Origin of the sequence: Tropicibacter sp. S64 (assembly GCF_049803835.1) — a bacterium.
In the GTDB taxonomy this organism is placed as follows: Bacteria; Pseudomonadota; Alphaproteobacteria; order Rhodobacterales; family Rhodobacteraceae; genus Pacificoceanicola.
This window is the reverse complement of record NZ_JBNAGK010000011.1, coordinates 225,819-240,896: the sequence shown is the minus strand read 5'-3', so window position 1 is coordinate 240,896 and position 15,078 is coordinate 225,819. Positions and strand designations below refer to the sequence as shown.

Below are 15,078 nucleotides of genomic sequence, written 5' to 3'. Positions count from 1 at the left end.
ATGCGAACGAAAGCCGCCGTTGCCCTTGCAGCGGGAAAACCGCTTGAGATCATGGAAGTCGAGCTGGACGGGCCGAAGGCCGGGGAAGTGCTGGTCGAGATCAAGGCCACCGGCCTGTGCCACACCGACGAATTCACCCGCTCCGGCGCCGATCCCGAGGGGCTGTTCCCCTGCATTCTCGGCCATGAAGGCGCGGGCGTCGTCGTCGAGGTCGGCGAGGGGGTCACCACGCTCAAGCCCGGCGATCACGTCATCCCGCTCTACACCCCCGAGTGCCGCCAGTGCCCGTCCTGCCTCTCGGGCAAGACGAACCTGTGCACCGCGATCCGGAACACGCAGGGCCAGGGCCTGATGCCGGACGGCACCACCCGCTTCAAGATGCTCGACGGCACGCCGATCTACCACTACATGGGCTGCTCGACCTTCGCCAATCACACCGTGATGCCCGAAATCGCCCTCGCCAAGGTCCGCGAGGACGCGCCCTTCGACAAGATCTGCTACATCGGTTGCGGCGTCACCACCGGCATCGGCGCCGTGATTAACACGGCAGGTGTTGAGATTGGGTCAACGGCGGCGGTCTTCGGCCTCGGCGGCATCGGCCTGAACGTGATCCAGGGCCTGCGCATGGCCGGCGCGGACATGATCATCGGCGTCGATCTCAATGATTCCAAAGCAGAAATGGCGAAGAAATTCGGCATGACGCATTTTGTTAATCCTTCGAAGGTAGAGAATACCGTGCAGGAGATCGTCAACCTGACGAAGCGCGGCGCCGACCAGATCGGCGGCGTCGACTACTCGTTCGACGCGACGGGCAACGTCAAGGTGATGCGCGACGCGCTGGAGTGTTCGCACCGCGGCTGGGGCGTGTCGGTGATCATCGGCGTGGCGCCCGCGGGGGCGGAGATCTCGACGCGGCCGTTCCAGCTGGTGACCGGAAGGGTCTGGAAAGGCACGGCATTCGGCGGCGCGAAGGGGCGGACGGACGTGCCGAAGTTCGTCGACTGGTACATGGACGGCAAGATCGAGATCGACCCGATGATCACCCACAAGCTGAAGCTCGAGGAGATCAACCACGGCTTCGACCTCATGCACGAGGGCAAATCCATCCGCGCCGTCGTGGAGTTTTGAGCGATGACGCTCGATCTCCTCTCGGAAAACCGCAGTTTCGGCGGGGCGCAGCGGGTCTACAGGCATCCATCCAATACTTGCGGCTGCGACATGACCTTCGCTGCCTACCTGCCGCCGCAAGTGGAGGACGGGCCGGTGCCGGTGCTATGGTATCTTTCGGGCCTGACCTGCACCCACGAGAACGCCATGACCAAGGCGGGGCTGCAGGAGCATGCCGCCAAGCATGGGCTGGCCGTGATCTTTCCGGACACCTCGCCGCGCGGCGAGGGAATTGCCGATGACGAGGCCTATGACCTCGGTCAGGGCGCGGGCTTCTATGTCAATGCGACCCGCGATCCGTGGCGGGCGAACTTCCGGATGTACGACTACGTGGTAAACGAGTTGCGCTCCATCGTGCTGGAGCACCTGCCGGTGCAGGACCGTCACGGCATCACCGGGCACTCCATGGGCGGGCATGGCGCGATCACCATCGCGGTGCGCAATCCGGCGCTGTTCGACAGCCTGTCCGCCTTCGCGCCCATTGCCAACCCGACGCAGTCGGACTGGGGCCGCAAGCAGCTCAGCGCCTATCTCGGCGACGACGAGACCGGCTGGTCGGAGTATGACAGCACGCTGCTGCTGGAGGAGCATGGCTGGAAAGGCGACATCCTTGTCGACCAGGGCGCGGCGGACCAGTTCCTCGACCTGCTGCGGCCGGAAGCGCTGGCGCAGACGATGGCGAAATGCCGCCTGCCCGGGACCGTGCGCATGCAGAAGGGCTATGACCACTCCTACTATTTTGTGAACACTTTTGCAGGCGACCATGTCGCATGGCATGCGGAACGCCTCAACTGAACGAAACGGAGAAAGACCACATGAAGACCCTGATCGGAATCCTCGCCCTGACGCTGACCCCGACCCTTGCCCTGGCCGAAAGCCACGGCGGTACGGGTGATCCGGACGCCGGGGAAAAGGTGTTCCGCAAATGCAAGGCCTGCCATGCCATCGGCGAAGGCGCCGAGAACAAGGTGGGCCCGGAGTTGAACGGCATCGTCGGCCGCCAGGTGGGCCACGAGCCGGATTTCTCCTATTCCGACGCCATGAAGGCCAAGGGCGCTGACGGCACGGTCTGGGATGCGGAAAGCCTGATGGCCTTCCTGGAGAAGCCCAAGGACTACGTGCCCGGCACCAAGATGGCCTTCGCCGGGCTGCGCAAGGAAGAAGAGCGCGCCGACGTCGTCGCCTATCTCGCAACCTTCCCCGCCCCGGCGGAGTAAGGCGCACAGAATTGCCGGTCCGGCAGGGAGGAGAGGACCGACCGGACCGGCAACCATCCGCAGCCCTTCATTCGGGGTTGCACTTCAGCGGCATCAACCGCCGCACCATAGGGAGAGAGAGCTTATGAAAAAGCTGATGCTACTGACCTCCGGGATCGCGTTGACGGCGGGCACGATGGCCTATGCCAACGACGATCTCGTGGCCCGGATGAACGACCCCAAGCAATGGGCGATCCAGACCGGCGACTATGCCAACCAGCGCTATTCCGAACTGAACCAGATCACGGCGGAGAACGTCGGCGACCTGCAGGTGGCCTGGACCTTCTCGACCGGCGTGCTGCGCGGCCACGAAGGCTCGCCGCTGGTGGTGGATGACGTCATGTATGTCCACACGCCCTTCCCGAACATCGTCTATGCGCTGGATCTGCAGAACGAAGGCAAGATCCTGTGGCGGTACGAGCCGAAGCAGAACCCGGACGTGATCCCGGTCATGTGCTGCGACACGGTGAACCGCGGCGTCGCCTACGGCGAGGGCAAGATCTTCCTGCACCAGGCCGACACCAAGGTCGTCGCGCTCGATGCCAAGACCGGCGAAGTGGTCTGGGAAGCGCAGAACGGCGATCCGACCAAGGGTGAGACCAACACCGCGACCGTGCTGCCGATCAAGGACAAGGTGATCGTCGGTATCTCGGGCGGCGAATTCGGCGTCCGCGGCTCGGTCACGGCCTATAACATGGCGGATGGCTCCGTGGCCTGGCGCGCTTATTCCATGGGTCCGGACGAAGACATCCTGATGGATCCGCAGGCGACGACGCACCTCGGTCAGCCGGTGGGCGAGAACTCGGGCACCAACACCTGGGAAGGCGACCAGTGGATGATCGGTGGCGGCACCACCTGGGGCTGGTACTCCGCGGATCTCGAAGAGAACCTGATGTACTACGGCTCGGGCAACCCCTCCACCTGGAACCCGGCACAGCGCCCCGGCGACAACCGCTGGTCCATGACCATCTTCGCCCGCGACATCGACACCGGCATGGCCAAGTGGGTCTACCAGATGACGCCCCACGACGAGTGGGACTATGACGGCATCAACGAAATGATCCTGACGGAGCAGACCATCGACGACACCGAGCGCAAGCTGCTCACGCACTTCGACCGCAACGGTCTCGGCTACACGCTTGACCGCGTGTCCGGCGAGTTGCTGGTTGCCGAGAAGTTCGACCCGGCGGTGAACTGGACCACCGGCGTCGACATGGACCCGGCGTCGGAAAACTACGGTCGTCCGGCTGTGGTCGCCCAGTACTCCACCGAGCAGAACGGCGAGGACGTCAACTCCACCGGCATCTGCCCGGCGGCGCTTGGCTCCAAGGACCAGCAGCCCGCGGCCTACTCGCCGCAGACCGAGCTGTTCTACGTCCCGACGAACCACGTCTGCATGGATTACGAGCCGTTCCGCGTCTCCTACACCGCAGGTCAGCCCTATGTCGGCGCGACCCTGTCGATGTATCCGGCGCCGGACAGCCATGGCGGTATGGGCAACTTCATCGCCTGGGACGGCAAGACCGGCGAGATCAAGTGGTCCCTGCCGGAGCAGTTCTCCGTCTGGTCGGGTGCTCTCGCAACCGCCGGCGGCGTGGTGTTCTACGGCACGCTCGAAGGCTACCTGAAAGCGGTCGACGCGACCTCGGGTGAGGAGCTGTACAAGTTCAAGACCCCCTCGGGCATCATCGGCAACGTGATGACCTACGAGAGCGGCGGCAAGCAGTACGTGGGCATCCTGTCGGGTGTCGGCGGCTGGGCCGGCATCGGTCTCGCGGCCGGTCTGACCAATCCGAACGACGGTCTCGGCGCCGTGGGCGGCTATGCCGCGCTCAGCGACTACACCGCGCTCGGCGGCCAGCTGACCGTCTTCTCGCTGCCGAACTGACCGTTCGATCAAGAACCAAGACGGAGCCGGCGCCCCGCGCGTCGGCTCCCCTTCCCCCGGACTTCCCAGAAGGTGACTGCCCATGATGCGCGTCGCATCCCATTTCATCCTTGCCGCTGCTGCCGCGACGGTGCTGCCTGCCGCCGCGCTCGCCCAGGCCCAGAGCTGGAGCGATCAGCCGGTCAAGCCCGCCGACTTCCAGGACCAGGTGGCCGTCTCCTATGACGAAGACGGTGTGTATTTCACCGAGGACGGCATCCCGACCTACAAGGTCTCCGAAGACGGCACCGTCGACTGGGCGACCTTCTCCGGCTTCCGCCGCTATCACTCGGAATGCCACGTCTGCCACGGCCCCGACGGCGAAGGTTCGACCTATGCGCCGAAGATCAAGAATTCCGCCGTGCACATGGACTATTACGACTTCTACGATGTCGTGGTGAACGGCCGCCAGAACGGCAACTCCGTCATGCCGCACTTCGGCGACAACCCCAACGTCATGTGCTACCTCAACGACATCTACACCTATCTCAAGGCACGCGGCATGGACGCGATCCCGCGCGGCCGTCCGGCGAAGAAGGAAGCCAAGTCGGAAACGATCAAAGAGACGGAAAATGCCTGCATGGGTGGCTGACATCGTGCGGAACCCTGTGCGAGGCCTGGCGGCTGCGGCGCTCGGTCTCGTCTTGGGCGTGTCCGGCCTCCCGGGCGCGCAGGCGCAGACCTCTGATCTTGTCTCCCGCAACGCACTCAGGGTCTGCGCCGACCCGGCCAATGCGCCGATGTCCTCCATGGACGGCAGCGGCTGGGAGAACAGGATCGCCGACCTGATCGGCGAGAAGCTCGGTCTGCCCGTACAATACACCTGGTTTCCTCAGGCCACCGGCTTCGTGCGCCAGACGCTCAAGGCAAAGAAGTGCGATGTGATCATGGCCTACGCCCAAGGTCACGAGCTGGTGCAGAACACCAATCATTACTTCACCTCGGTCTATACGCTGATCGTGCCGGAAACCTCTGACCTCAAGTCCGTCGAGACCCTGTCGGACGAGCGGCTGAGGGACCGGAAGATCGGCATCATCGCCGGCAGTCCGCCCGCAACGCACATGGCCCGAAACGGGCTGATCGGAAAGGCCAGACCCTATAACCTGTTCGTCGACCGCCGCATCGAAAGTCCCGCGCTCGACATGCTGGACGATCTGGAGAAAGGCGAGATCGACGCCGCGATCCTTTGGGGTCCGCTGGGCGGTCCTCTGGTGAAGTCGGATCATCCCGGCATGGTGGTCATCCCGCTGATCCACGAAACCCTGCCGCCCCGGCTGTTCTATCGCATCACCATGGGCGTTCGGCAGGGAGAAAAAGTCTGGGAACGCAAGCTAAATTCGCTGATCCGCCGCAACCAGGACGAGATCAATACAATCCTCGCCGATGCCGGCGTACCGCTGGTGACGGACATGGGCGACGCGGTCATGGACGTCGGGCAATGAAACTCGCGGCGGTGCTGATCCTTTCGGCACTGCCGGTGCTCGCCCAGGTCCCGGAAACAGACGGCTACCGGATGGATGAATACCGCAGTCCGGTGCCGGACACACTCGCCGGGGCCACGGTGATCGGTCCGGAAAAGGCGCATGAGCATTGGCAGGCCGGTGCGGCCTTCATCGACGTACTGCCGCAGGCCCCGAAACCGGCGAACCTGCCCGAGGCCACGCTCTGGCGCGACAAACCGCGCCTGTCCATTCCCGGCGCCCTCTGGCTGCCGAACGTCGGCTACGGCGCCATAGCCGAACCGACGGCGGCGTACTTCCGCAGCGGGCTTGACATGGTCACCCATGGAGACACCGCCCGGCCCCTTGTATTCTTCTGTCTCGAAGACTGCTGGATGAGCTGGAACGCGGCGAAGCGGGCTGTCGAATGGGGCTACACGGCCGTCTATTGGCTGCCCGATGGCACCGACGGCTGGGCCTTTTTCGACTACCCCCTGGAGCAGATCAAACCCCTCGAACCGCAACCGAGATAGGCTGCGAGTCATCGCTCGTTGCGGATTGCCTCGCGAGGCTGGCCGAAGGCGACAGGCCGAAAATCGCCCCGCATCCGGCAGAAAACTGGCTCGGAGGCAGACGGATGCGGGGCTTCCCGATACCGCCATCCTGCCGCAATCCGTTTGAAAACCGTTTCCCGAGGCACGCCCTCCGCGCGGAGGGACAGACATTTACTCCAATGACAACAATATCTTGCCGCAGCCGCATCGCCCGTGCGAAACCGCGGAAGACCAGTTGCGCACCTTGTTCCGGGCAAAATTTCAGGCATCGCGCAAATCGGGTTTACATAAGTGATAAAATAATACTTAATCGACTCACAGGAGCGGGAGGACGCTCCTCAAGGGAGGTATGACCATGACACTCAAGACCACGCTCCTCGCGAGCGCCATCGCATTTGCGCCCATCGCCGCCTTTGCCGAGATGACCATCGGCTTTTCGCAGATCGGATCCGAATCCGGCTGGCGCGCGGCAGAAACCACCGTCACGAAGCAGGAAGCCGCCGCACGCGGCATCGACCTGAAATTCGCCGACGCCCAGCAGAAGCAGGAAAACCAGATCAAGGCGATCCGCAGCTTCATCGCACAGGGTGTCGACGCCATTCTTGTTGCGCCGGTTGTCGCGACCGGCTGGGACGAAGTGCTGGAAGAGGCCAAGGACGCGGAGATCCCCGTCGTTCTGCTCGACCGCACCGTCGATGCCGACAAGGCGCTCTACCTGACCGCCGTCACCTCGGATCTCGTGCACGAAGGCAATGTTGCCGGGCAGTGGCTGGTCGATGAAATGGCCGGGGCCGATTGCCGCATCGTGGAGCTTCAGGGCACCACCGGCTCCTCCCCTGCCATCGACCGCAAGACCGGGTTCGAGCAGGCCATCGCCGACCATCCGAACCTGCAGATCGTCCGCTCCCAGACTGGCGACTTCACCCGGTCTCAGGGCAAGGTCGTCATGGAAAGCTTCCTGAAGGCCGAAGGCGGTGAGAACATATGCGCACTCTACGCCCATAATGACGACATGGCCGTCGGCGCGATCCAGGCGATCAAGGAAGCGGGCCTCAAGCCCGGCGAGGACATCAAGATCGTCGCCATCGACGCGGTGCCCGACGCGCATCTCGCCATCGCGAACGGCGAGATGAACGCCACCATCGAACTGACGCCGAACATGGCAGGTCCGGCGCTCGACGCGCTCGAAGCCTATCTCGCGAGCGGCACCGAACCGGCGAAGTGGATCCAGACGGAATCCAAACTCTTCACCGCCGCAGACGACAATCAGGCGATCTACGACATGAAGAAGGACCTCGGGTACTGATCCCGTCGGCGGGACGGGCGGTTTTTCTCCCGGACGTCCCGCCTTGGCCGGGCCCCTCCTCGGCCCGGCCCTTTCTTTGCTTTGGCAAAGCCCCCTTCCCCGCCTAAGGTCCGCCCATGAGAGACGACAGCGCCCCAACCGCGCCGGTGCTTCACGCCCGGGGCATCACGAAGTTCTTCCCCGGAACCATCGCGCTCGATGACGTCGAGCTGATGCTGCATCCGGGCGAGGTCCATGCTCTGCTCGGCGAGAATGGCGCGGGCAAATCCACGCTGATCAAATGCCTGACCGGGGCCTATCCGAAGGACGAGGGCGAGATTCTCCTAGACGGCGTGCCGGTCGACCCGCAGTCCACCGCCGACAGCCAGCGCCTCGGCATCGGCACCGTCTACCAGGAGGTGAACCTCCTGCCGAACCTGACCGTCGCGGAAAACCTTTATCTTGGCCGCCAGCCGGGCCAGCGCGGTTTCATCAACCGCCGCCGGATGAACGCCCTCGCCCGCGAGTCGCTTGCGGGCTATGGCCTCGACATCGACCCGGGCGAGCCGCTCACCGCCTATTCCGTTGCCATTCAACAGGTTGTCGCCATCGCCCGCGCCGTCGAGATGTCCGGCAAGGTGCTCATCCTCGACGAGCCGACCGCCAGCCTCGATCGCGACGAGGTGCAGCTGCTCTTCTCCGTCATCCGCCAGCTCAAGGCCCGCGGCCTCGCCATCGTCTTCATCACCCATTTCCTCGATCAGGTCTTCGAGATTTCCGACCGCGCCACGATCCTGCGCAATGGCCGTGTCGTCGGCACCCGCGATCTGACAACCGTGACGCAAAAGGACATCGTGACGCTTATGCTCGGGCGGCAGTTGGAGGCCCGCGTGCACAAACATGTCGAAGCCGCAACCGGCCCTGTCCTGCTCGAGATCGAAGGTCAGTCGAAGCGCGGCATGATCGAGCCTTTCGATCTCACGATCCGCGAAGGCGAGGTCGTCGGCCTTGCCGGGCTGCTCGGCTCCGGCCGCACAGAGACCGCAAACCTCGTCTTCGGCGTCGTCCCCTCCGACAGCGGAACCACGCGCCTTCGTGGAAAGGACATAAAAATCAACAATCCCCGCGACGCCGTCGCCCATCGCTTCGCGCTCTGTCCGGAGGACCGCAAGACCGAAGGCATCGTCGGAGACCTCTCCGTGCGGGACAACATCATCCTCGCCTTGCAGGCCCGGCAAGGCTGGATGCGCCCGATCCCCCGGGCGAAGATCGAGGAGATCGCCGAGCGCTACGTCCGCGCCCTGGACATCCGCCTTGCCAGTCTCGACATGCCCATCCGACTTCTCTCCGGCGGCAACCAGCAGAAGGCCCTGCTCGCCCGCTGGCTCGCCACCAATCCCGATTTCCTCATCCTCGACGAGCCGACCCGCGGCATCGACGTCGGCGCCCATGCGGAAATCATCGCCCTGATCGAACAGTTGCGCGCCGACGGCATGGCGCTGCTCGTCGCCTCCTCCGAACTGGAGGAACTCGTAGCCTATTCCACCCGCGTCATCGTCCTGCGTGACCGGCGGCAGGTGAAGGAACTGCGCGGCGAGGCCATCACCCCTGCGAACATCGTCCGCGCCATCGCGGCCGAAGACCCCAAGGAGCTTGCCTGACATGCGCGGCCCCAAGCCCTCCGTCCTGAAACGCGTCACGCCGCAGTTGCTGATCCTTGGCGCTGCGATGCTGCTGAACGTGCTGATCTTCCCGGAATTCTTTCACATCGACTTCCGCAATGGCCGCCTTTTCGGCAACCTGATTGACGTTCTGAACCGAGGTGCTCCCGTCGCGTTGCTGTGCATCGGCATGACGCTCGTCATCGCCACGAAGGGTATTGACCTCAGCGTCGGCGCGGTCATGGCCATCGCCGGGGCAACCGCCGCCGCGACGGTCACCGGCGGCCACGGCTGGGGCACCGCCCTTCTTGCCGCGCTCGCCGCCGGGGCGGTTTGTGGTCTGTGGAATGGCTTTCTCGTCGCCATCCTGCGCATCCAGCCCATCGTCGCAACGCTTGTGCTGATGGTCGCCGGGCGCGGAATCGCGCAACTGATTACCGAGGGCAAGATCCTCACCTTCTCCAACCCCGGCCTGATCCACCTCGGCGCGGGCACCGTGCTGGGCGTGCCGACACCGATCCTGATCTGGATCGCGCTCGGCGCGCTCATCATCTTCGCCGTGCGCAAGACCGCGCTCGGGATGCTGATCGAGGCCATCGGCATCAACGAACGCTCCTCCCGTCTTGCCGGGATCAACTCGCGCCTGCTTCTGGTCTGCGTCTACCTCGTCAGCGGCCTCTGCGCCGCGCTGGCCGGGGTCATCGTCGCCGCCGACATCAAGGGCGCGGATGCCAACAACGCCGGTCTCTGGCTTGAACTCGATGCCATCCTCGCCGTGGTGATCGGCGGCAACTCCCTGCTGGGTGGCCGTTTCAGCATCCTCGCGTCCCTCATCGGCGCGCTCATCATCCAGTCGGTGAACTCCGTCATCCTGCTCTCGGGCCTGCCACCGGAGTTCAACCTCGTGATCAAGGCCATCTTGATCCTCGGCATCCTCGTCATTCAGAGCCCGCGCATCGGCACCGCGCTCTACATGCTCCGCGCCTCCGGGCCACAGCCGCAACCGGACAAAAGCCCCCTGCCCCGCGAGCCCCAGGAGGACGCGCAATGATCCGCTCCACCCATCTGCCGCTGATCGTCACGCTGCTGACCTTCTTCGCCGCCTACGCGCTCTGCGGCTACGCCTATCCTTCGATGCTTTCGACGCGGGTGATTGCGAACCTGCTGACGGACAATGCCTTCCTCGGCATCGCCGCCGTCGGCATGACCTTCGTCATCCTGTCCGGCGGCATCGACCTCAGTATCGGCTCCGTCATCGCCTTCACCGGGGTCTTCCTCGCGGTGATCCTGCGCGACACGTCGATCCATCCGCTGATGGCCTTTGCCCTCGCCCTCGTCATCTCGACCGCCTTCGGCGCGAGCATGGGCGCGCTGATCCACTATCTCGAAATGCCGCCCTTCATCGTCACGCTGGCGGGTATGTTCCTGGCCCGCGGCGCGGCCTACGTACTCTCGACCGAGTCCGTGCCGATCACGCATGAGTTCTACGACACCCTGCAAGGGCTCTACTGGAAAGACCCCGGCGGCGGGCGCTTCCGGCTCATCGGCGGCCTCATGGTGCTGACGTTCCTCGTCGGCATCGTCACCGCGCATCGCACCCGCTTCGGCCAAAATGTCTACGCCATGGGCGGCGGCACGCAGACCGCCCGACTCATGGGTGTGCCGCTCGCCTCGACCACCATCCTCATCTATGCCATCTCCGGTGGTCTCGCCGGCCTCTCCGGCATCGTTTTCTCCCTCTACACGTCAGCGGGCTACAGCCTTGCAACCGTAGGGGTCGAGCTCGACGCCATCGCGGCTGTGGTCATTGGCGGCACGCTCCTGACCGGAGGCTATGGCTTTGTCGCCGGAACATTTTTTGGCATTCTGATCATGGGTCTGATACAAACCTACATCGTGTTCGATGGCACCCTGTCGAGCTGGTGGACCAAGATTGTCATCGGGGGACTGCTCTTTGCCTTCATCCTCCTTCAGAAAGGCTTGACGTGGGCAACGCAGACAAGACGAAAAACAGCGACTGGCTCCGCCGTTCCTTCATGACCCTGCTTCAGGCCGGCGTCGGGGCGGATCGCGCCTCCAATCACACTGCCTTTGTCGTGGAGCAGCTGGGCCGCGCCATCGTCGCCGGGGAATACCCGCCCGAAACGATGATCCCGCTCGATCCTGACCTGTGCGAAATGTTCGGCGTCTCGCGCACCGTCGTACGCGAAGCCAAGAAGACCCTGATCGCCAAGGGCCTGATCCAATCAAAGGCGAAGGTCGGCACGCATGTCCGGCCTGCCGACGAATGGACCATGTTCGACCTCGACGTCATGCGCTGGCATGCCTCGGTGAAGAATCCGACGCGGTTCTACGAGGAGCTTTACGAGATCCGCATGATCTTCGAACCGGCCGCCGCCGAACGCGCTGCCTCGCGGGCGAACCAGGTCGATTGCGAGAGGCTTTTTGCCCTTTGCGACACGTTGAACGATGCCCACGGACGCGCCGATTTCGCGCTGGCCGATTACGAGTTCCACAAGGAAGTGCTGCGCCTCTCGGGCAATCGCTTCCTGAATTCCCTTGGCGACCTTGTGCAGACCGCGCTCTATACGCTGTTCCTCGCCGAGGGCCGCACCGATTTCCCCGAACGCCGCGCCGAGGTCGTCAGCCGCCACCGCGCCATTGCCCGCGCCATCGCCTCCGGCGCCACCGCCGAGGCCCGCGCCGCAATGCAGACGGTCATTCACAGCGGCTTCGACAATGCCAATGAAGGCCGCCCGCTGACTGCCTGAAATACGGGAAAGTCAGAAAATCGTGCCAGACCCATCTGGGAAATTTGATAATCGCTCCTAACTGCGACAGGATAGTCATTGCGTTGGGGGGGGGCTTCTCCGACAAGACTGCGAAAATTTGCATTGCGGAGACATGAATGAGCGAAATCAGCCTTCTGCCCATCATCGCCATCCTGCCTTTTGTCGGCGCCCTGATGCCCGGCATCGTCATTCGCGCCGGGCGCAACGCCTGCGCCGCCTTCACCGCCGCCCCGACACTGCTCGCCCTCGTGATGCTCGGCACGCTTGCCCCTTCGGTCTACAAGGGCACCGTCTACACGACGCATTTCTCCTGGATTCCGCAGCTCGGGCTGGAAGCGAGTTTTTTCCTCGACGGCCTCGGGCTGATGTTCGCCTGCATGATCCTCGGCGTCGGCCTGCTGATCACGCTCTACGCTCGCTTCTACCTCTCGGGCAAAGACCCGATGGGGCAGTTCTATACCTATCTGCTGTTGTTCCAGGGCGCGATGCTCGGCATCACCCTGTCCGATAACATCCTGCTTTTACTAATTTTCTGGGAGCTGACCTCGCTCAGTTCCTTCCTGCTCATCGGCTATTGGAAGCACCTGCCCGAAGGGCGGCAGGGCGCGCGCATGGCGCTCACCGTCACCGGCGCAGGCGGCCTTGCCATGATCGGCGGGATGTTGATTCTCGGCCATATCGTAGGCAGCTACAACCTCACCGACATCCTCGCCGCCGGGGACCAGATCAAGGCGCATGACTGGTATCTGCCCGCGCTGATCCTGATTTTGCTCGGCGCGTTCACCAAATCCGCGCAGTTCCCCTTCCACTTCTGGTTGCCGCACGCCATGGCCGCGCCCACGCCGGTCTCGGCCTACCTGCACTCGGCCACGATGGTGAAGGCGGGTGTCTTCCTGATGGCCCGCATGTGGCCAGCCCTCGCCGGAACGCCGGAATGGTTCTACATCGTCGCCACCACGGGGCTGATCACCATGGTCCTCGGGGCGGTCATTGCGCTCTTCAAGGACGATCTGAAGGCGTTGCTGGCCTTCTCCACCGTCAGCCACCTTGGCTTGCTGACCATGCTCCTCGGCTTCGGGACAAAGGCCGCCGCCATCGCCGCAGTCTTCCACATCCTCAACCACCTGACCTTCAAGGCCGCGCTCTTCATGACCGCCGGGATCGTCGACCACGAAGCCCACACCCGGGACATCAAACAACTGGGCGGGCTGCGAAAACTCATGCCGATCACCGCCACCATAGGCACCATCACGGCGCTGTCGATGGCCGGTTTTCCGCTGTTCAACGGCTTTTTGTCCAAGGAACTGATGCTCGAAGAAGCCTCGCACACGGTCTGGTGGGAAAACCCGTGGATCGTGCCCGTCCTCGCCACGCTCGGCGCGGTCTTCTCCGTCGCCTACAGCCTGCGCTTCATCTTCCACACCTTCGACGGCCCCGTGCGCGACGACTACCCGGCCAAGCCGCATGATCCGCCTTTCGGCATGTACGCGTCCCCGGCCTTCCTGACGATCTTTGTCGTGCTCGTCGGCCTTTTCCCGAGCCTGGCGGAACCCGTGGTCTCCATGGCGGCCTCCGCCGTCATCGGCGAGGCTGTTCATCCGCACTTTGCGCTTTGGCACGGCATCACGCCCGCGCTCATCATGTCGCTGATCGCCATCGGAGGCGGTATCGTGCTGCTCCTGCTGCACAGACCGCTGGATTCCGCTTGGCTTGCCGCGCCACGTCCGGAGGCGAAACGCATCTTCGACGACCTCATCTACGCGGTTGTGCGTCTCTCGCGGCGGGTCACCGACGGGCTGCACACCGGCGCCCTGACCCGCTATCTCGCGATCTTCAGTGCTGCGGCGGTGTCGCTGGGCTATCTGGCCTATCGCGGTGGCGGCCTTCAGCCCGCCACCCGAGAGCTTTTGCCCACGCCACCGCTCACGATCATCGCCTGGGCATTGCTGATCCTCGCCACGATCCTCGTCGTCGTTCTGCACCGCTCGCGCTTTGCCGCGCTCATCGCGATCTCGGTGATCGGTCTCGTGATCTCCGTCGGCTTCGTCTACCTCTCCGCCCCGGACCTTGCGCTCACGCAGATCAGCGTGGAAACCGTGACGATCATGCTGTTGCTGCTCGCGCTGCATTTCCTGCCCAAGGAAACGCCGGTCGAATCCAGCATCGGCAAACGCCGCCTAGACGGTCTCATCGCGATTTCCTGCGGCCTTGGCATTGGTGCGCTGGCCTATGCCTTCCTGACCCGCGATTTCTCGTCGATTTCCGGTTATCACCTCGCCAATTCCTACGAAGGCGGCGGCGGCACCAACGTCGTGAACGTAATCCTCGTCGACTTCCGGGGCTATGATACCTACGGCGAGATCATCGTGCTCGGCATCGCGGGCCTTGCCATCTATGCCCTGATGGAGACCCTGCTGAGCGGGCCCGCCGGGGCACGCCTGCGCAATTCCGGCTACAACAACGACCGCAGCCATGACCGTCACCCGCTGATGATGGTCATCGCGGCGCGTCTCATGCTGCCCATCGCGGGGGTTGTCGGCATCTACATCTTCCTGCGTGGCCATAATGAACCGGGCGGCGGTTTCGTTGCTGGCCTGGTCATCTCCATCGCCCTGCTGATCCAGTACATGGCCTCCGGCTTTGCCTGGACCACCCGCAGGCAGCGGATCGAGTATCACGGGCTGATCGGCTTCGGCGTCGTCATTGCGGGGCTGACCGGTCTCGGCGCGATCCTCTCCGGCGCGCCCTTCCTGACCTCGTGGTTCACCTACATTCACATCCCGCCGATCGAGGAGTTCGAATTTGCGACCGCCGCCCTTTTCGACCTCGGAGTATTCCTCTGTGTGCTCGGCGCGGTGATGCTCATGCTCTATTCCCTGTCCCGCCTCGCCCGGCATTCGGGCGAAACGGTAAACCTCGAACCGATGGACTACGACCCGTCCAAGGCCCAGCATTACTTCGAGGATGGTTTCAGGACCGAAGGGGAGAAGCACTGAC

The 15,078-nt window shown here is 63.8% G+C and carries 13 protein-coding genes; all 13 read left to right on the top strand.

Annotated features, from left to right (window positions below):
* Nucleotides 1-1,128: S-(hydroxymethyl)glutathione dehydrogenase/class III alcohol dehydrogenase (locus tag ACP159_RS18340; RefSeq protein WP_425100966.1), on the top strand; the 1,128-nt coding region annotated here is incomplete at its 5' end.
* A 3-nt stretch (nucleotides 1,129-1,131) separates the two neighbouring features.
* The gene (gene fghA / locus ACP159_RS18335) at nucleotides 1,132-1,962 is read left to right on the top strand and encodes an S-formylglutathione hydrolase (protein WP_425101158.1); all 831 of its coding nucleotides are present in this window, start codon (nucleotides 1,132-1,134) and stop codon (nucleotides 1,960-1,962) included.
* A gap of 20 nt (nucleotides 1,963-1,982) precedes the next feature.
* The gene (locus tag ACP159_RS18330) at nucleotides 1,983-2,384 is read left to right on the top strand and encodes a c-type cytochrome (RefSeq protein WP_425101157.1); all 402 of its coding nucleotides are present in this window, start codon (nucleotides 1,983-1,985) and stop codon (nucleotides 2,382-2,384) included.
* A 124-nt stretch (nucleotides 2,385-2,508) separates the two neighbouring features.
* The gene (xoxF5, locus tag ACP159_RS18325; RefSeq protein ID WP_425101156.1) at nucleotides 2,509-4,311 is read left to right on the top strand and encodes a lanthanide-dependent methanol dehydrogenase XoxF5; all 1,803 of its coding nucleotides are present in this window, start codon (nucleotides 2,509-2,511) and stop codon (nucleotides 4,309-4,311) included.
* Between the two features lie 82 nt (nucleotides 4,312-4,393).
* The gene (locus ACP159_RS18320) at nucleotides 4,394-4,942 is read left to right on the top strand and encodes a c-type cytochrome, methanol metabolism-related (protein ID WP_425101155.1); all 549 of its coding nucleotides are present in this window, start codon (nucleotides 4,394-4,396) and stop codon (nucleotides 4,940-4,942) included.
* On the top strand, nucleotides 4,923-5,792 hold the full coding sequence (locus ACP159_RS18315; RefSeq protein ID WP_425101154.1) for a substrate-binding domain-containing protein: 870 nt from the start codon (nucleotides 4,923-4,925) through the stop codon (nucleotides 5,790-5,792). Before ACP159_RS18320 ends, ACP159_RS18315 begins: the two co-directional genes overlap by 20 nt.
* Nucleotides 5,789-6,322: a PQQ-dependent catabolism-associated CXXCW motif protein gene (locus tag ACP159_RS18310; RefSeq protein ID WP_425101153.1), complete on the top strand. Its 534-nt coding sequence runs from the start codon at nucleotides 5,789-5,791 to the stop codon at nucleotides 6,320-6,322. Before ACP159_RS18315 ends, ACP159_RS18310 begins: the two co-directional genes overlap by 4 nt.
* Nucleotides 6,323-6,698: 376 nt before the next feature.
* A complete protein-coding gene (gene ytfQ / locus ACP159_RS18305; RefSeq protein WP_425101152.1) occupies nucleotides 6,699-7,649 on the top strand; it encodes a galactofuranose ABC transporter, galactofuranose-binding protein YtfQ in 951 nt (316 codons plus the stop codon).
* Between the two features lie 116 nt (nucleotides 7,650-7,765).
* Nucleotides 7,766-9,289 (top strand): sugar ABC transporter ATP-binding protein, encoded by a 1,524-nt coding sequence (locus ACP159_RS18300; RefSeq protein ID WP_425101151.1) that lies wholly within the window; start codon nucleotides 7,766-7,768, stop codon nucleotides 9,287-9,289.
* A gap of 1 nt (nucleotide 9,290) precedes the next feature.
* Nucleotides 9,291-10,340 (top strand): ABC transporter permease, encoded by a 1,050-nt coding sequence (locus ACP159_RS18295; RefSeq protein ID WP_425101150.1) that lies wholly within the window; start codon nucleotides 9,291-9,293, stop codon nucleotides 10,338-10,340.
* Nucleotides 10,337-11,329: a galactofuranose ABC transporter, permease protein YjfF gene (gene yjfF / locus ACP159_RS18290; RefSeq protein WP_425101149.1), complete on the top strand. Its 993-nt coding sequence runs from the start codon at nucleotides 10,337-10,339 to the stop codon at nucleotides 11,327-11,329. Before ACP159_RS18295 ends, yjfF begins: the two co-directional genes overlap by 4 nt.
* Entirely contained in the window at nucleotides 11,326-12,060 is a 735-nt protein-coding gene (locus tag ACP159_RS18285) for a FadR/GntR family transcriptional regulator (RefSeq protein WP_425101148.1), read from the top strand. The genes yjfF and ACP159_RS18285 overlap by 4 nt, the downstream gene beginning before the upstream one ends.
* Before the next feature lie 137 nt (nucleotides 12,061-12,197).
* Nucleotides 12,198-15,077 (top strand): monovalent cation/H+ antiporter subunit A, encoded by a 2,880-nt coding sequence (locus ACP159_RS18280; RefSeq protein ID WP_425101147.1) that lies wholly within the window; start codon nucleotides 12,198-12,200, stop codon nucleotides 15,075-15,077.
* The last annotated feature ends 1 nt before the right edge of the window (nucleotide 15,078 follow it).